The sequence below is a fragment of the Maribacter sp. HS genome (assembly GCF_048059195.1).
In the GTDB taxonomy this organism is placed as follows: Bacteria; Bacteroidota; Bacteroidia; order Flavobacteriales; family Flavobacteriaceae; genus Maribacter; species Maribacter dokdonensis.
This window is the reverse complement of sequence record NZ_JAYLVV010000004.1, coordinates 674,086-690,701: the sequence shown is the minus strand read 5'-3', so window position 1 is coordinate 690,701 and position 16,616 is coordinate 674,086. Positions and strand designations below refer to the sequence as shown.

Here is a 16,616-nt window from a genome sequence, read left to right as displayed (position 1 = left end):
TACATGTTTTTCAAATCAAAAGAAGGAAAAGAAAAAATCTTATCCCTTTACAATCAAAAGTTGAATGAGCTGAATATTGAATATTCAGAAAAATTTATAGAAACAAAGTTTGGAGTCACTAATGTTATCATTACTGGCGACACTAAAAACCCTCCATTAGTACTGATTCACGGCACAGGAGGTTGTGCACCACAAATTTTAGATTCTTTCCCCAATCTAGCTTCAAAATATTGTGTCTATGCAGTAGATGTGTTAGCACAACCCAATAAAAGTGCAGAGAATCGATTAGACATGAAATCTTTAGATTATGGAAAATGGCTTATTGAAGTAATCATAAAACTAAGACTGAAAGACGTGACCCTGGTAGGCTTTTCCTTTGGAGGTTTCATTAGCTTAAAAGCACTAGTGTTTAATGAAACGACTATAAAACAGGTATTCTTAATTGCACCAGTCTATATTGTTAATGGTAATCCTCTTGTAGGTTTGTTTAAAATGTTCCTACCATTAAAAAAGTTTATAAAAACTAACAATCAAAAGCACATTAAAAAGGTAATGAACGTACTTTTTTCTGAATACGATGATTTTGCATTAGAGTTTATGTCTTCTACGTTTCAACACTGCAATATGGATTTTTCTCCTTTACCAATACTATCTAAAAATGATGCAAATAGAATAAAAACACCGATTACCATTTTTGCCTGTGAAAAGGATATCATGTTTCCCGGAAAAAAAATGATTAAAAGAGCAAAACGAATATTTTCTTCTATAGAAGAAGTTGTTTTGATTGAAGATGCTAAACACGTACCAAATTCAAAGGATTTTAAAAAAATAGAAGATTTAATTATTGATAAAAACAGGCACTGAAATGATACAAGAAATTAAATCTTTAAAATTTCCCAAATCCAATATAATTTCAATAAATGGAATTGAGTTAGAAGTATTTGAAGCGGGTAAAGAAAATATTGGCAATCCAATTGTACTCTGTCATGGCTTTCCCGAACATGCCTTTTCTTGGCGTTATCAAATACCAGCGCTTGCTAAAGCTGGTTATCATGTCATTGTTCCAAATCAAAGAGGATATGGCAATTCATCGCGCCCTAAAGAAGTAACGGCATATGATATAACCCATTTAACAGATGATTTAGTGGCCTTACTTGATTATTACAACTACAGAGATGCTGTTTTTGTGGGGCATGATTGGGGCGCAAATGTAGTTTGGAACCTTGCACTCTTGCATCCAGAGCGTGTCAATAAAATACTAAATCTTGCATTACCTTATCAAGAACGAGGTGAAAAACCATGGATTCAGTTTATGGAAGAGATTTTTGGTGAAGATTTCTATTTTGTTCATTTTAATAAAAAACCAGGAGTAGCAGATGCTGTGTTAGAGAATCATGCAGAAAACTTTCTTCGTAATTTATTTCGTAAGAATGTGCCTCTTGCACCACCAGAACCAGGAATGTTAATGATGAATCTTGCAAAAGCGGAAAAGCCTTTTGGTGAGCCTATTATGAACGACGTTGATTTGTCTGTATTTGTAACGGCCTTTAAAAATTCTGGGTTTAATGGCGCTATTAATTGGTATAGAAACCTTGACCGAAACTGGCACGTATTAGCAGATATAGACCCAATCATCAAACAGCCTACACTTATGATCTATGGTAATCTAGATATGATTCCAAAATTTGAAAGGCTACAGGATTTTGTTCCGAATCTGGATGTGATTTGTCTAGAGTGTGGCCATCACATTCAACAAGAGTTACCACATGAAACAAATGAATCGATTTTAAAATGGTTGGCAAAATTTAATGGTTAAAAAAGAAATGGAAACAAGAATGGTATTTTATAGAGAAGGAGCAGAATTTGTTTGAGACTATAGACAAGCCTTAATTTTTGAATCCATTTAATTAACAATACTAAAAATACGTATGAAACATTTTCTTTTATTCATCGGATTCCTAATGTTAAACGCTTCAGTTTTTGCACAAACGGAAGTATCTAAAATAGAAAACACGCTTTTAAATTATATAAATGGTACTTCTTACAATAAATCTGCACTTATTGAAAAAGCATTTTATACCAATGCAAACCTGTATTTAGAAAAAAGTAACAAAACACTTTGGACCGTTCCTGTCAAAGAATATGCAAGTTGATATAAAAATAAAAAAGAAGGAGAATTTACGGGAAGAATAGGTAACATTTTATCGATTGACAACTTTGAAGGTGTTGCTACTGCAAAAGCAGAAATTATTATCCCTAAGAGTGGTTTAAGATACATTGATTTGTTTCTTTTAAAAAAAATTGAAAACGAGTGGAAAATTATTAGCAAAACTGCTAGCAGTGAAAAAAGTAACCAAAATGGTGATAAAATATTATTTATAGTATCCAATGCCTCATTCCATGGAACATCTAAACTTCCAACGGGTAATAGCTTCTCTGAAATTGTTAATGCTTATGATACGTTTAAAAAGGAAGGGTTTACTGTGGACTTCGTTAGTCCATATGGAGGTAGTATTCCACTAGCTTATATTAATACATCTGACGCACTCCAAAAAAAACTGCTTTACAGTGAATACTTTATGTATGCTTTAAAACACACCAAAAAGCCTAAAGAAATTATTGCAAAAGATTATAAAGCGGTTCATTATATCGGAGGTGGAAGTGCAATGTATGATGTGCCTAAGAATAAAGAAATTCAAAAAATAACAATGACCATTTTTGAAGAATATAATGGTATTGTCTCTTCAGTATGTCATGGAACGGCTGGTATTGTTGATTTAAAAACAAAAGATGGGAAGTACTTGGTAAATAATAAAATAATTAGTGGATACCCAGAAGCTTATGAAAAAGAGGGTGCCGAATATTTTAAGCAATTCCCTTTTTTAATTCAAAAGACCATAGAAGAAAGAGGTGGAATATTTAAATATTCTCCTAGAAACTCGGTACATGTAGAGGTACAAGGAAATGTAATTACAGGTCAAAATTATTTATCATCTAAAGATGTAGCATTAAAAATAATCGAAAATTTAAATAATCGAGAAATCAGTCAATAAAATGAAAAAAGCCAACCAAATTTCACTAACATATTTTTGCATAATAGTATTGATGGGTAGTACAGTTTCATGCTCAAATGGTGATAATATTGCAGGTTTTAATCGTGCTTATGTAAGCATACCCGATTCAAGTTTTGAAGCGATACTTATAAAAACAGGTGTAGATTCTGATGGTATTATAAATCAGCAAATGCTAAGCAGTGATGCTGAAGGAATAGCTACCCTTGATTTAAGCAATCTAGATTATGGAGCTATTACTGATTTAACAGGAATAGAAGGCTTCACTAGTTTAAGGAAATTAATTGCCACCCAGCATGATATAGCACAAATTGATTTAAGTGATAATTTAAATTTGGATACGTTAAATCTTGCGGGTAATAAATTGTTAAGTATTGATATTAGCAACAACAGTAAACTAGTTTTACTTGATTTGACTGCTAATGAAATGAATTCAGTAGTTGGATTATCAGAATTAGGTGAATTAAAAGACTTGGATTTGTCTTGGAATTATTTTGAAACTTTTAGTATTTCTAGCGAGTCGTTAGAGGTTTTACATATGAGTAATAATGATTTGTATTCACTCGACATTAGTTCAGATCCAAATCTAAAAAACCTACTTTTAACATCAAATAAATTGCAAAGTTTAGAGGTGATTTCAAATAAAAAGTTAGAAACATTACTGGTTTCTGATAATGAGCTGCAAACTATTAATCTCTTAGAAAATAATGATTTAACGCATCTTTATATCACCAGTAATTCACTGGATAGGTTAAACGTGAGTTTTAATCAAAACCTTATTGATTTAAAAGTAGATAGAAATCCAAATCTGTCATGCATTAAAGTTCTTGATGGACAAAGTATACCACAGATTTCTAAATCAGATTATCAAGAGCTAAATGCTGATTGCAATTAAAAACGCCATAAAACTTTGAGATACAATCTATTTAATTTGCGGGCTTACTATAAAATGCAATAGAACAATATTTCATTATAGTAGACATAAGTAAAATTATTGGCACCCTATTTATTTCGGGATTTTACTATCTGATATTGAGCTTGTGGATATTCATGATAATCAAAGAATAGAGTACTATTATTATAATCAAATTTTGAGATGAATATAACCGAACAACTAAACACCATTAATGACTACTATGCTCCAAAAATAATTGGTGAAGTAAATGATGTTTTTATAAAACTGGTGAAAATACAGGGTAATAAAGTTCCTTGGCATCATCATAAAAATGAAGATGAATTATTTCTTATTATCAAAGGAGCGCTTCTGTTTGAAATAGAAAATCAAGAACCGTTTACCATGAAAAAGGGAGACTTGTTTATTGTGAAAAAGGGAATCAGTCATAAGGTAAGTTCTAAAAACGAATGCCATATAATGCTTATTGAAAATAAATCAACATTGCATACAGGAGAGGTTGTTAATGAAATTACTAAGCCTATTAAAAATCAAATCTAGTATGATAATGAACTATAAAAAAAGGTGTTTAAGTCTGCTATTGTTGTTGATTGTAGCATTCGCTTATACACAACCTAAAGAAGCAGATAAAATTAGGATTCTGTATAAATGATTGATATATAATTAATTATAATGAAAAGTTGCAATTCTGCCACCCCGACCGAGAAAATCCAATCATTAAAGGGTTGGATTTTTTTGGAATCATTGCCTTTTTGTGTTTAAGGAACCCATTTGATATCACTAATATCACATAAAGTGTTTACGTTTGGGTGACTATTTGGTACTAAAAAGACGCTTAACCCCTTCCTCATTTACAGAATAGTAAATAATAGTAAATTTAGATTTAGCTTAAATATTATAAACCCGACGGTTTTAGATTTTTAAAGTACAGAATAACAGTATTTTATATGATTTAATTAGTAACCGCATACGCTACCGTATACCGTGAGCTTCAAAAAAAAATCCGTTGATACTGAATGTAAATCATTCAATTTCAACGGATTAGTTGTAGCGAGAGAGGGACTTGAACCCTCGGCCTCCGGGTTATGAATCCGACGCTCTAACCAACTGAGCTACCTCGCCATATTATTTTTAAACGGCTGCAAATATAGTGGTAATTTATTTGTTCTTCAACAAAACTTCATGAAAAAAATTATACTGATCATTTATTTTTTTATCATTTAGAAATATATATATTGCTCGGCATAAAGTAGCATGACAATGAGCGATAAAATAAAATTTGAAATAGAGTTTGTAATTCAGTCTTCACCACAAATGTTATATCAGTACTTAGCAACGCCTTCAGGACTGTCTGAATGGTTTGCGGATAATGTTAATTCTAGAGGTGAAAAATTTACCTTCATTTGGGACGGGGCAGAAGAAGAGGCTAAACTGTTAAAAAGAAAAACAGATGAGTTTGTACGTTTTGCTTGGGAAGAAGCAGACGATGATAGCTTTTTTGAAATGAAGATAATAGTTGATGAAATAACAAAAGATGTTTCATTGTTTATAACCGACTTTGCCGAAGAAGATGAGATAGACGAGTCTAAAATGCTTTGGACCAATCAAGTATCTGATTTAAAACAGGTATTGGGTTCAGCTTAAAAATATTCTTATTTACAGTATCTTTGAGCCTTAATTTTTTAAGGCTTTTTTTATGTTCAATTTTAATGGCGGACTACTAGAGGATAATTCATCTTTTCTAAATGAAAAGAATAGGGGAGTGCAGCTGGGTGATGCCGTTTTTGAAGAGTTAAGGGTAGTAAACGGTGAAATAATTTATCTAGAAGATCATTATTTACGCCTAATGTCGTCCATGAGAATATTGAGAATGGAAATTCCAATGAACTTTACTATGGAGTTCATGGAAGCTGAAATTCTTAAGATATTCTCTGAAAGTGACCTTAAAAAAGCAAAGCGGGTTAAATTCAACGTTTTTAGAAATAGTCAAGAAGATTATTTTGATTCTGATAATAGTATTTCTTATTTTATTAACAGCAGTACGTTAGAGAATCCTTTTTTTGTATTGAACAATAGCATTTATGAAGTAGAACTTTTTAAAGACTTTTATAAAAATTCTACGATGCTATCTAACTTAGATACCAACAATAAAATTTTAAGTGTTGTAGCTGCGATTTACGCCCGTGAAAATGATTATCAGGATTGTCTGTTGCTTAACGAGAGAAAGCAGGTTATAGAGGCTATAAATGGTAATATTTTTGTAGTAAAAGGTAGTCAGGTTAAAACTCCGCCCATTACCGATGGTTGTACCAATGGTATTCTTAGAAAAAAATTGGTGGAACTGATTTCTAATTTAAAAGAGTTTGAGTTTGTGGAAGACAGTGTTTCTCCTTTTGAGCTACAAAAAGCAGACGAACTTTTCATAGTCAATGCAATTGACGGAATTATTCCTATAACCAAATACAGAAAGAAGGATTTTGTTAATATCGTTTCTAAAAGTTTATTGGGTAAACTAAATGCTGCGGCAAGATTGTCTTTGAGTCCCGGGAGTTAATTTAAACTTGGGTTCTCTGGAGCATTTGACCATAAAAGATAATTACCGCCTAATTGAATCATATTTTCTTTCCAAATGGCTTTTGCGGCCCTTTGAATGATTCTGCTTTCATGTTCATTTTCTACAACTATCCATGATTTTGAAGTAAGCTCTTCGTCTAGTTGTAAAGATGACCAGCCCGAGTATCCTAAAAAGAAACGAATATCATCTTCTGATATAATTTCCTTATTGATCAATTCTACAGTGGTTTCAAAATCTCCTCCCCAATATATACCATCAGAAATCTCAACACTGTTGTCAATTAAATGCGGAACCTTGTGTATAAAATAGAGGTTGTCTTGCTCTACGGGACCGCCATTATATACTTGAAAAGGTAATTCTATTTCAGTAACCAATTCATTGATTTGGTACTCTAATGGCTTATTTAAAATAAAGCCAACAGAGCCCTCAGTACTGTGTTCTGCTAATAAAACTACAGACCGGTTAAACGAAACATCTCCGGTTAACGATGGTTCGGCCACTAGTAATTTTCCTTTGGTTGGCTTTAAAGCTATCATAAATTTGATATGATTATATTTCTAAAGTAAGACAAATCCTCTTAAAAATCAAAAACATAGAAATAAAAAAAGCGCCTTTTAAGGCGCTTTTCATAAATTTATCAGTGTAAAATTAGTTTACAGCTTTACCTAAATCAGCACCTGCTTTAAACTTAACTACATTTTTAGCAGCGATTTGGATAGTTTTTCCAGTTGATGGATTTCTACCTTCTCTTGCATTTCTTTTAGATACGGACCAAGAACCGAAACCTACTAAAGAAACTCTATCTCCTTTTTTAAGAGAATTTTCAACATTTCCCAAGAAAGATTCCAATGACTTTTTTGCCGCAGCTTTTGTGATGCCAGCGTCAGCTGCCATTGCATCGATCAATTCTGTTTTGTTCATAATGTGATAATTAATTGTGATTAAATAATTTATACCTACTAACAAATTTATATGGATTTCTGGGCAACGCAAGTAAAACGGGCGGAAATCCCTTATTTTGTTGATAACTCAGCGTGTTTGTTGATAAAGTAGGTTTTTTTCTACGTTTCTTTCAGCCCAATAATAACGGGGCTTCAGCCCATTTTTGCATTTTCTTCCAAATTAAGGCCGTTCAACAGGTCTTTTACTTTCATTCTTTTCTTACCCTGTAACTGTATTTCTAGTAGATTTATATATCCCTCTTTAACGGCTACTTTTATCTCTTTCTTATTAAAAACTAGAGCTCCCACTGCAAGGTCATGTTTTTCGGTTTCGGTTTCTACCTTATATATTTTTGTGATGATATTTTGGTCACCATTTGTAAGTGTGGTCCAGGCAGCTGGGTACGGACTTAAACCTCTGATGAAATTATATATGGTAACGGCAGAATTGCTCCAGTTTATTTCACAAGTTTCCCTATGAATTTTATGTGCATCTTTTAAACTTGGTAAATTAGGCTGCGCATGGGTAGTAAAATTCCCAGATTCAATTTGTTCTACGGTTTTTAGTACGGTGTTTGCTCCTAAATGCATTAACCTATCATGTAAATCTTCGGCATTATCGGTTTCTTCAATCACTGCCTCGTCTTGCATAATTATTTCACCGGTGTCAATTTTTTCGTCAATAAAAAATGTGGTAACCCCTGTTTTTGTCTCTCCATTAATAATTGCCCAATTGATAGGGGCCGCACCACGGTATTGTGGCAATAGTGAAGCATGTAAGTTAAATGTGCCATATTCGGGCATACTCCAAACTACTTTGGGTAACATTCTAAAAGCAACAACAATTTGTAAATTGGCATTTAGCGATTTTATAGTATTTAAAAAGTCTTCGTCTTTTAGATTAGTAGGTTGTAGTACTTTAAGATTATTTTCAACGGCGTATTTTTTAACTGCAGATTGATTAAGTTTTCTTCCTCTACCCGCAGGTCTGTCCGGTGCTGTAATGACGCCAACAATATTATATTCATTTTTAACCAGTTTATCTAAAATGCCTACGGCAAAGTCCGGTGTTCCCATAAATACAATTCTCAATGCTTCCATATTATAATAGTTGGTATTCGTTAATGTTGTTTAATGTAATATAATTATCCTCCAAGAGCTCCTGTATTGCAGCAATGGTTATCTCTTGAGTGGTATTGAGTTTATTTTGTAATTCTCGTGAACCTGCATTTTTCTCTTTTAATATTTGGATGATTTTTATTTTGGCGTGAACAATAGGTGTGTTTCCTGTTGACTGACTAACACAAACATCACAGATTCCGCAGGGTTGTTCTTGTTGTTCTCCAAAATAATGTAAGAGCTGTATGCTTCTACACATAGTATCATTTTCAATGTAAGTAAGCATAGCATCAACTTTTGCTATTTTAAGTTGGTTTTGTTCTTCAATATTTTTTGCAAATACATTTATAGTCCTGTCATCATCTCTTGGTACCAAGAAAAACAATTCTAAATCGCTAGATGCGCTTGTGTAATCTATAATCTCATCTTTTGCCAATTGTTCAAAATTTTGATGGATCATTTTTTCTGGTAGAGCTGTTTTTTTGGATAATACATAGGTGTTAATATGTGTGTCAAACTCAAATAACCCACCATAAGTTCGAAGTACAATTTTTATAAAATCACCCAGTTTGTTGTTCTTATCTATATATCGATAAAGGGTGTCCTTGTCTGTTATAAATTTAATGGTAATTTTTTTTGAAAAGCTTTCAGAAAGTGAAATAACCGAATTTCTGTCCAATAACTGTAAGGTATTATAAGTAACAAAGGTATTGAGCTTATAAATGCTACAGAATTTATTGAAATTAAGATGAAATTTTGCTTCGGTGAATTCACCAAATCCAATTTGAAAGAAAGTATTTAGTTTTTTATAGATCAACTTCACCTGGGCAACACTAGGTAGAATTTCAATAAACTGCCTTTTTACCAGAACTTTATCAGTTGTATTGGTCAGTATTATTGCTTTTGAGAATTCCCCATTTCTACCGGCTCTACCAGCCTCTTGAAAGTAATTTTCTAAACTATCGGGAATTTGATAATGTATAACCAATTCTACGTCTGGTTTGTCTATGCCCATACCAAAGGCATTGGTGGCGACCATAATTTTGTACTTGTTCTTAAGCCAAAAATTCAATCGTTCTGTTTTTTTTGCCTGATCTACACCGCCATGGTAAAAAGTAGCACTAAGGTTGTTGTTCACCAAGAACTTAGACAATTCTTCTGCCATTCTTCTACTTCTAACGTAAATTATGGCACTATGCCGTACTTTTTGGCAGTATTGCTTTAAAAATCCTCTTTTATCTTCGGTAAACTGAACTTCTAGCCCAATGTTTTTTCTAAAAAATGAATCTTTTATGACTAAAGGGTAAGTGAGTTCTAATGAACTGATAATATCTTCACTTACTCTTTTTGTAGCCGTTGCGGTCAAAGCTACCATTGGAGGAGTAGGGTGTAATTCCCTTAAAATGGAGCAACTTAAATAGGCGGGTCTAAAATCATGTCCCCATTGTGATATACAGTGAGCTTCATCAATAACATACATAGAAACGTTCATGCTTTTTATACGCTCTTGTACTAATTCTTGCTGTAGGCGTTCCGGTGATAGGTATAGGAATTTGTAATTACCATAAATGCAATTATCCAATAGTTTATCGATCTCGTTGAATTTAAGTCCGCCTTTTAGACCTATGGCTTTAATGCCTAATGATTGAAGATTGTTTACTTGGTTTTCAATTAAAGCGATAAGCGGCGATATTACAATGCAAATGCCTTCTTTTGATAACGCAGGAACCTGAAAACAAATAGATTTTCCACCACCAGTGGGCAGTAGACCTAGTACATCTTGACCATTGATTATGGCATTGATGATTTCTTCTTGAGAGCCCCTAAAACTATCAAAACCCCAGTATTTGGATAAGATTTCTTTTGGGGTATTATTCACTAGCGCCGTTTATATGGTCTATTACAAATTGCAATCTATTTTCAATGGTTCCAAAAGGAACTTCAACAGGTTTGTACCCTAATTGTATGTACGTGTTTTCCAATTGTTCATGAATACCACAAGCTTGCTCAAAATTTTCCATTCTTTCATTATCCTGTACATAGATTTCTTTCCATGGTGGTAGTATTAACACTTCGTCATACCTGTTTTTTGAACATAAATCGGCATAACGTGGCTCAGGAGATTGCCCAAAATAGTTCATATATGCAATAACGTCAGGTAATCCACGATCGTAGAACACATGTTCTTTATTTATGTTGTTACCGTTCTCAAAATGCTTTAGTCGAGCATTGATCAACTCATCGTTAAAACTCTTGGCATCTTTAACAAAATCAATAGGGTTGACCAATTGATCTTCTAATGAAACATCACCCAATGCATCTAAAGTCATGGTTCTTATAACTTCATGAAAACAATGGTAGCCATTATTTTCTAGGGATGATATCAATACGGTTTTTCCAGTCCCCGGTCCTCCAGTGACAACAATTCTTTTGCTTTTCAAACTCTTATATTATAAACGCAAAAGTACATAAACCGCTAGTATTAAAAAACTGGTGTATTAGACTTATCTTTGCTTAAAATATGAGTTATGGACGAAAAGAATCCAGAGGAATTTTATAAAAAATTAAGAGAGCAGCTTACAGAAACTTCTAAATGGCCGTCTAATTATCTTTACAAGTTCATTGTTGAAACCGCTACAGGTAAAATAGACCAGATCGAAGCAATTTTTGATAATATGGGAGCTGTCATCAACTTAAAGAAATCCAAAAATGGAAAATATACCAGTGTTTCTATTACCGTTAATTTAAACGGACCTGATCAGGTTATAGAAAAATATAAAGAAGTTGGTGAAATAGGAGGGGTAATCTCCTTATAAAATAGCATTTCATCTATAATTTTATTAATTTGGCATCGTTATTAGAACACTTCTCAAACACAATAAGCTAAAATTTTCAATTTGCAATTAGTAGAAAACCTAGAATACAATACGGAGCGTCCTCATTTGATCATACCTGAATACGGTCGTCATTTTCAAAAAATGGTAGATCATGCAGTGTCCATTGAAGATCGCGAAGAAAGAAATAAAGTAGCCCAGGCAATTATAAGTGTAATGGGAAATCTACAACCACATTTACGTGATGTGCCAGATTTTCAACACAAACTTTGGGATCAACTTTTTATCATGTCTGATTTTAAGTTGGATGTGGACTCACCTTTTCCAATTACTTCAAAAGAGGTATTGAAACAACGACCCGATGCATTAGAGTATCCACAGAATTTTCCTAAATACAGGTTTTATGGCAACAACATAAAACGTATGATAGATGTAGCTGTAGAGTGGGAGAAAGGTGATAAACGCTCTGGTTTAGAGTATGCAATTGCCAACCATATGAAAAAATGCTATTTAAACTGGAACAAAGACGTTGTTGACGACAAAGCTATATTTAAGCATTTATTTGAATTGAGTGAAGGTCGCATAGACTTGGCTTCAACAGGTGAAAGCTTAACGGATAGTGGTCAGTTTTTGAAGAATAGAGTTGCCAAAAACCCTAGGTCCAGTTCAAATAAAAAAAATCAAAGAAATAATAACCGCGGTAAAAAACGCTATTAATTTCCACTTCTCTAGATGGGGACATTCAAAATTGAAGGAGGGCACCAGTTATCTGGTGAAATAACACCTCAAGGTGCAAAGAACGAAGCACTTCAAATACTTTGCGCTGTACTACTTACAGATGAAAAAGTAACGATCAACAATATACCGGATATCGTTGATGTAAATAAACTCATTGCACTTTTAGAAGATCTAGGTGTTAAAATTCAGAAGAAAGGCAAAGGCTCCTATACATTTAAGGCAGACGATGTTAATTTAGAATATTTACAATCTGATCAGTTCAAGCAAGATGGTAGAGGTTTAAGAGGATCTATTATGTTGGTAGGTCCATTATTGGCACGTTTTGGAAAAGGATATATTCCTAAACCAGGTGGTGACAAAATTGGACGTAGACGTTTAGATACCCATTTTGAAGGCTTTATTAAGCTTGGTGCAAAATTTCGCTATAATAAGGAGGAATACTTTTATGGTGTTGAAGCAGATAAGCTGAAGGGTACCTATATGTTGTTAGATGAAGCTTCTGTAACCGGAACTGCGAATATTGTAATGGCAGCTGTCTTGGCAGAAGGTCAAACAACTATTTACAATGCAGCATGTGAGCCTTATTTACAACAACTTTGTAAAATGCTAAATAGAATGGGCGCTAAAATTACAGGTGTTGGTTCTAATCTATTGGTTATTGATGGAGTTGAAAAATTAGGAGGTACAGATCACCGTATGTTGCCCGATATGATTGAAATTGGTAGTTGGATTGGTTTGGCGGCAATGACTAAAAGTGAATTGACCATTAAAGATGTAAGTTGGGACGATTTAGGACAAATACCTACGGTATTTGGTAAACTAGGTATCACCTTAGAAAGAAAAGGAGATGATATTTACATTCCTGCGCATAAAGATGGCTACGAAATTCAAAATTATATAGATGGATCTATTTTAACCATTGCAGATGCGCCTTGGCCGGGATTAACTCCAGATTTATTGAGTATTATTTTGGTAGTTGCCACACAATCAAGGGGAGAGGTATTGATTCATCAAAAGATGTTTGAAAGCCGTTTGTTCTTTGTAGATAAGTTATTGGATATGGGGGCAAAGGTTATTCTTTGTGATCCACATAGAGCTACTGTTATTGGTCATGATTTTCAATCTACATTAAAGGCGACCACAATGACCTCGCCAGATATTAGAGCAGGTGTTTCTTTGTTAATTGCAGCATTATCTGCTAAAGGAACGTCTACCATTCATAATATTGAACAGATAGATCGTGGTTATGAAAATATAGATGAAAGACTACGCGCTATTGGTGCTAAAATTGTTAGAGTGTAATACTTTAATTATAAAATAAATAAAACTCCATAGTAGATGCTTGTCTATTATGGAGTTTTTTAGTTTTTATACTATTTTTCTATAACTGTCCCATCAGGATATTGAGCGAATCTACCACGATTAACTTCATGGGTATGGTCAGGGTATCTCCATGGCCATCCTCCAAATTGTGTGGTTCTAAATTCATTCATCGCATTTTGTAATTCTTCATCGGTATTCATTACGAACGGACCGTATTTAGCAACAGGTTCTTCAATAGGTTTACCTTGTAGTATAAGTAAATGGGCATCTGCACCAATGGCTTCTATCTTAATTTCTTTAGTGGCATCAACATTTACGCCATGATTCGGCTCTATGGATTCTCCTGCAAGATTTATGGTGTTGCCATCATAAAAATAAATTGTCCTTTGTGTACCTATTTTTGCTTTTGGCAATGTAAGGGTCCCATTTAATTCAACTGTAATATTCCAAATGGCAACATCATTCTCTGGATCATTTGCCCAAGAGTCAGGTGCTGGATCTGGTACATTGTTTGCTTTAAATTGCCCGGCAATAACTTTTACGCTGGCGTTTTCTAATTTAACAACAGGAATTTCTTCGTGCCATAACATTTTAAAGTGTGGGTCTACAAATTTACTTTTAGCAGGTAAGTTCAGCCAGATTTGAAATAACTCTAAAGGATTTTCTTTTTGAGTGTGTACCAAGGGAAACATTTCTGAATGCTGAACACCTCTACCGGCCGTCATCCATTGTACATCACCTTCACCAAAACGCCCAGCGGCACCAAGTGAATCTGAATGATCACAAAATCCTTTATTAACAATGGTAATCGTTTCAAATCCACGATGTGGATGAGCAGGAAAACCTGGCACCGTTGTACCATGATACATTCTATACCCATCCTTTATCTCAAAATCATTCCCTAAAGTTCTTCCTTCCAATGAATCATCTGGTCCTAACTCTCCATTGCCTTTTGGATAATGGTCTAAATGATAAACACAAAATAAGAAGGGATCTTGTGTTTGCCATGGAAAGCCTAGTTTGAAAATGTTTTTAATTTCCATATTTGTTTTAGTTGTCAATTAAACAATCAGTGAACCGCATTGTTGATTTCTACCCAATTGTTCTCTGGGTCTTTTAAATAAATCTGCCTAACACCATCCGCTCTTAAGGTTACTGAATTCTCTGCCCCTGGCCAGTCATAATACGTAATTTGTTTTTCTTTTAAAGAGGCTATTAACTCATCTAATTTTTGGGTGGCCAAACATAGGTGCACACTCTTGCTGTGCTGCATGGCAACACTATCTTTTCCTATTAAATGTAGCTGAGAATTACCTTGTATAACAAACCACTTAAATCCGCTTGGCGCTGATGGATGCGGTATTTCTTTGAGGTTTAAAACGTTTTTGTAAAAGTCTCCCACCTTGTCCAAATCCTTAACGATTACAGAATAATGGTCATAATCAAAATCAAACGATTGGGCAGAGACAACTGTACTACATATGGTAAATAGTAGTATGGTTATTTTTTTCATTTTTTTGTTGTTTAAGTTTGGTTCAAGTTACTTAAAAATGAAAGAAGCTATCTGTTAAGATAGCTTCTTTTTTCTTTAGAATTATTGACCGTTTAATGGTGGCGGACCATCTATCATAGGTTCATAAACTTCATCACCTTTACGTGTTTTGTATTCTTCTTTTACTTTATTCACCAATTTTGGATTTTGAAAGAGGTCTAGCATAGTCATTGCCATTGCCTTAGATGCATGTATCATTCCTTTATGACCAATAGACATGCCGCCGCAAGCCACTACGGCCCAGGAATGCCACGGTGTGCCGGTAGGAGCTACTGATACCCCTAAATTTATATTTGGTACGTTCCAACTTACATCACCAACATCTGTAGATCCACCACCTGGATTCTTTTCCGTTTCCTTTAATGGATGTACCGATCCGTCTATTCCCACCTCTGGTTTACCTGTTGCTTTTTGTATTGCCTTACCAAAGGCAGTTTCTTCTTCAGTATAGGTTATAGGACCTAATAATTCCAAATTAGATTGCATAATTTCTCCCCCAGACCGGTTTACCAATGTTTCATAAATACCCGATACCAAAGAAATCTTATAATCTACATTGGCCATAATAGCGGCACCTTCCGCCATTTCTTTTACCCGTTCATAAGTGGGTAACATTTTTGATCTTTTAGGATCTCTAACACGTACCCAAAGCTTGGCATAATCTGGGACTACGTTAACCACTTGACCTCCATCTTGTATATGATAATGTATTCTAGAAGTTGGTAAAATATGTTCTCTATAATAGTTTATACCAGTGGTATAAAGCTCTAGGGCATCAGAGGCACTTCTTCCATTCCATGGATCGGCAGAAGCGTGAGCTGTTTGACCGTAAAATTCTACGATAAAATCTATTAATGAAAGTCCGCTCTGTACGTCTGCCTCTATTTGAGCAGATGGGTGCCAGCTTACATTGACATCTACATCATCCCAAAGTCCGGCCTTTACCATCCAAACTTTTGCAAAATACTTTTCTTCTGCAGGTGTGCCTAAAAATTTAACCGTTCCTTTTATTTTTCCGGCTTCCATCAATTCTTTAATAGCAATTGCCGAACCCAAACTTGCGGTACCGAACATGTTGTGACCACAACCATGCCCAGCCGCACCTTCTTCATAAGGTTCTTTTACGGGTGATGCCTTTTGAGAAATTCCCGGCAAGGCATCAAACTCTCCCAAAATACTGATTACGGGACTTCCTGATCCGTATGTAGCTGTAAAAGCGGTTGGGATATCTGCAACGCCTCTTGTAACTTTTAGCCCATTTTTTTCAGCATAATCGGCTAAAATTCGTGAAGATTCACTTTCGTCAAAAGCAGTTTCTGCCAATGCCCAAATAGAATCGCTAATTTTAATTAATTCTTCTTTGTGTTTTTCAATAGAAGTGATGATTTGGTTTTTGTCTTTGCTCATTTTCTGGGCAAAAACTGTTGCACTCAAGCAAAAACAGAGCGCCATTAGAATTGTTTTTTTCATTTTTTCAATTAGATTAAGTAGTTGTTTTGATTAGTCCTTTTAAATATACTCAACTTTAACCTAATTTCTTCCGATGATTT

19 protein-coding genes and 1 tRNA gene are annotated in these 16,616 nt (G+C 34.2%); 11 read left to right on the top strand and 9 right to left on the bottom strand.

The genetic code is table 11. The features are described 5' to 3' along the window. Window positions 1-3 precede the first annotated feature (3 nt). The 6 genes from VBZ51_RS12675 to VBZ51_RS12650 all read left to right on the top strand — a co-directional run bounded on the left by VBZ51_RS12675 (window position 4) and on the right by VBZ51_RS12650 (window position 4,524). A complete protein-coding gene (locus VBZ51_RS12675; RefSeq protein WP_054557931.1) occupies window positions 4-864 on the top strand; it encodes an alpha/beta fold hydrolase in 861 nt (286 codons plus the stop codon). 1 nt (window position 865) lies between these two features. After that, complete coding sequence (locus VBZ51_RS12670; protein ID WP_054557930.1) at window positions 866-1,816, top strand: alpha/beta fold hydrolase; 951 nt, start codon at window positions 866-868, stop codon at window positions 1,814-1,816. Between the two features lie 112 nt (window positions 1,817-1,928). Beyond that, window positions 1,929-2,153 (top strand): hypothetical protein, encoded by a 225-nt coding sequence (locus tag VBZ51_RS12665; protein ID WP_241240861.1) that lies wholly within the window; start codon window positions 1,929-1,931, stop codon window positions 2,151-2,153. Window positions 2,154-2,282: 129 nt separating this feature from the next. Next, on the top strand, window positions 2,283-3,053 hold the full coding sequence (locus tag VBZ51_RS12660) for a type 1 glutamine amidotransferase domain-containing protein (protein ID WP_241240860.1): 771 nt from the start codon (window positions 2,283-2,285) through the stop codon (window positions 3,051-3,053). Window position 3,054: 1 nt separating this feature from the next. Continuing rightward, window positions 3,055-3,966 (top strand): hypothetical protein, encoded by a 912-nt coding sequence (locus tag VBZ51_RS12655; protein ID WP_054557929.1) that lies wholly within the window; start codon window positions 3,055-3,057, stop codon window positions 3,964-3,966. Window positions 3,967-4,167: 201 nt separating this feature from the next. After that, entirely contained in the window at window positions 4,168-4,524 is a 357-nt protein-coding gene (locus VBZ51_RS12650) for a cupin domain-containing protein (protein ID WP_054557928.1), read from the top strand. A 508-nt stretch (window positions 4,525-5,032) separates the two neighbouring features. Here VBZ51_RS12650 and VBZ51_RS12645 read toward each other — a convergent pair. Continuing rightward, window positions 5,033-5,106, bottom strand: a tRNA-Met gene (locus tag VBZ51_RS12645). Window positions 5,107-5,244: 138 nt separating this feature from the next. Here VBZ51_RS12645 and VBZ51_RS12640 point away from each other — a divergent pair. Both VBZ51_RS12640 and VBZ51_RS12635 read left to right on the top strand, forming a co-directional pair. Then, complete coding sequence (locus VBZ51_RS12640; RefSeq protein WP_058104221.1) at window positions 5,245-5,628, top strand: START-like domain-containing protein; 384 nt, start codon at window positions 5,245-5,247, stop codon at window positions 5,626-5,628. A 52-nt stretch (window positions 5,629-5,680) separates the two neighbouring features. Next, on the top strand, window positions 5,681-6,538 hold the full coding sequence (locus VBZ51_RS12635; protein WP_416577163.1) for an aminotransferase class IV: 858 nt from the start codon (window positions 5,681-5,683) through the stop codon (window positions 6,536-6,538). Here VBZ51_RS12635 and VBZ51_RS12630 read toward each other — a convergent pair. From VBZ51_RS12630 to VBZ51_RS12610, 5 genes are all read right to left on the bottom strand, one after another. Further along, the gene (locus VBZ51_RS12630) at window positions 6,535-7,095 is read right to left on the bottom strand and encodes a YqgE/AlgH family protein (RefSeq protein WP_058102541.1); all 561 of its coding nucleotides are present in this window, start codon (window positions 7,093-7,095) and stop codon (window positions 6,535-6,537) included. The two genes, VBZ51_RS12635 and VBZ51_RS12630, sit on opposite strands and share 4 nt — an antisense overlap. Window positions 7,096-7,207: 112 nt before the next feature. Then, entirely contained in the window at window positions 7,208-7,483 is a 276-nt protein-coding gene (locus VBZ51_RS12625; RefSeq protein WP_257786218.1) for an HU family DNA-binding protein, read from the bottom strand. Between the two features lie 170 nt (window positions 7,484-7,653). Further along, the gene (fmt, locus tag VBZ51_RS12620) at window positions 7,654-8,601 is read right to left on the bottom strand and encodes a methionyl-tRNA formyltransferase (RefSeq protein ID WP_416577162.1); all 948 of its coding nucleotides are present in this window, start codon (window positions 8,599-8,601) and stop codon (window positions 7,654-7,656) included. A gap of 1 nt (window position 8,602) precedes the next feature. Continuing rightward, window positions 8,603-10,498, bottom strand: coding sequence for a RecQ family ATP-dependent DNA helicase (locus tag VBZ51_RS12615; protein ID WP_416577161.1), 1,896 nt, complete (start codon window positions 10,496-10,498; stop codon window positions 8,603-8,605). Further along, window positions 10,491-11,060, bottom strand: coding sequence for an AAA family ATPase (locus VBZ51_RS12610; protein ID WP_091604693.1), 570 nt, complete (start codon window positions 11,058-11,060; stop codon window positions 10,491-10,493). Before VBZ51_RS12610 ends, VBZ51_RS12615 begins: the two co-directional genes overlap by 8 nt. Window positions 11,061-11,147: 87 nt before the next feature. Between VBZ51_RS12610 and VBZ51_RS12605 the strand changes: the two genes are divergently transcribed. From VBZ51_RS12605 to murA, 3 genes are all read left to right on the top strand, one after another. Further along, on the top strand, window positions 11,148-11,435 hold the full coding sequence (locus VBZ51_RS12605) for a DUF493 family protein (protein WP_058102546.1): 288 nt from the start codon (window positions 11,148-11,150) through the stop codon (window positions 11,433-11,435). Window positions 11,436-11,516: 81 nt separating this feature from the next. Continuing rightward, window positions 11,517-12,170 (top strand): DUF4290 domain-containing protein, encoded by a 654-nt coding sequence (locus VBZ51_RS12600; RefSeq protein ID WP_215997650.1) that lies wholly within the window; start codon window positions 11,517-11,519, stop codon window positions 12,168-12,170. A 15-nt stretch (window positions 12,171-12,185) separates the two neighbouring features. Beyond that, window positions 12,186-13,493: a UDP-N-acetylglucosamine 1-carboxyvinyltransferase gene (gene murA, locus VBZ51_RS12595; protein ID WP_321827259.1), complete on the top strand. Its 1,308-nt coding sequence runs from the start codon at window positions 12,186-12,188 to the stop codon at window positions 13,491-13,493. Window positions 13,494-13,564: 71 nt separating this feature from the next. Here murA and VBZ51_RS12590 read toward each other — a convergent pair whose 3' ends face one another. The 3 genes from VBZ51_RS12590 to VBZ51_RS12580 all read right to left on the bottom strand — a co-directional run bounded on the left by VBZ51_RS12590 (window position 13,565) and on the right by VBZ51_RS12580 (window position 16,536). Then, the gene (locus VBZ51_RS12590) at window positions 13,565-14,557 is read right to left on the bottom strand and encodes a pirin family protein (protein ID WP_416577160.1); all 993 of its coding nucleotides are present in this window, start codon (window positions 14,555-14,557) and stop codon (window positions 13,565-13,567) included. Between the two features lie 26 nt (window positions 14,558-14,583). After that, on the bottom strand, window positions 14,584-15,027 hold the full coding sequence (locus tag VBZ51_RS12585; protein WP_416577159.1) for a VOC family protein: 444 nt from the start codon (window positions 15,025-15,027) through the stop codon (window positions 14,584-14,586). An 81-nt stretch (window positions 15,028-15,108) separates the two neighbouring features. After that, window positions 15,109-16,536 (bottom strand): amidohydrolase, encoded by a 1,428-nt coding sequence (locus VBZ51_RS12580; protein WP_058102551.1) that lies wholly within the window; start codon window positions 16,534-16,536, stop codon window positions 15,109-15,111. Window positions 16,537-16,616: the final 80 nt, after the last annotated feature.

Coding starts and splice junctions, on each gene's coding strand:
- VBZ51_RS12675 (WP_054557931.1), top strand. CDS start 4: ATGTTTTTCAAATCAAAAGAAGGAAAAGAAAAAATCTTATCCCTTTAC.
- VBZ51_RS12670 (WP_054557930.1), top strand. CDS start 866: ATGATACAAGAAATTAAATCTTTAAAATTTCCCAAATCCAATATAATT.
- VBZ51_RS12665 (WP_241240861.1), top strand. CDS start 1,929: ATGAAACATTTTCTTTTATTCATCGGATTCCTAATGTTAAACGCTTCA.
- VBZ51_RS12655 (WP_054557929.1), top strand. CDS start 3,055: ATGAAAAAAGCCAACCAAATTTCACTAACATATTTTTGCATAATAGTA.
- VBZ51_RS12650 (WP_054557928.1), top strand. CDS start 4,168: ATGAATATAACCGAACAACTAAACACCATTAATGACTACTATGCTCCA.
- VBZ51_RS12640 (WP_058104221.1), top strand. CDS start 5,245: ATGAGCGATAAAATAAAATTTGAAATAGAGTTTGTAATTCAGTCTTCA.
- VBZ51_RS12635 (WP_416577163.1), top strand. CDS start 5,681: ATGTTCAATTTTAATGGCGGACTACTAGAGGATAATTCATCTTTTCTA.
- VBZ51_RS12630 (WP_058102541.1), bottom strand. CDS start 7,095: ATGATAGCTTTAAAGCCAACCAAAGGAAAATTACTAGTGGCCGAACCA.
- fmt (WP_416577162.1), bottom strand. CDS start 8,601: ATGGAAGCATTGAGAATTGTATTTATGGGAACACCGGACTTTGCCGTA.
- VBZ51_RS12605 (WP_058102546.1), top strand. CDS start 11,148: ATGGACGAAAAGAATCCAGAGGAATTTTATAAAAAATTAAGAGAGCAG.
- murA (WP_321827259.1), top strand. CDS start 12,186: ATGGGGACATTCAAAATTGAAGGAGGGCACCAGTTATCTGGTGAAATA.
- VBZ51_RS12590 (WP_416577160.1), bottom strand. CDS start 14,557: ATGGAAATTAAAAACATTTTCAAACTAGGCTTTCCATGGCAAACACAA.
- VBZ51_RS12585 (WP_416577159.1), bottom strand. CDS start 15,027: ATGAAAAAAATAACCATACTACTATTTACCATATGTAGTACAGTTGTC.
- VBZ51_RS12580 (WP_058102551.1), bottom strand. CDS start 16,536: ATGAAAAAAACAATTCTAATGGCGCTCTGTTTTTGCTTGAGTGCAACA.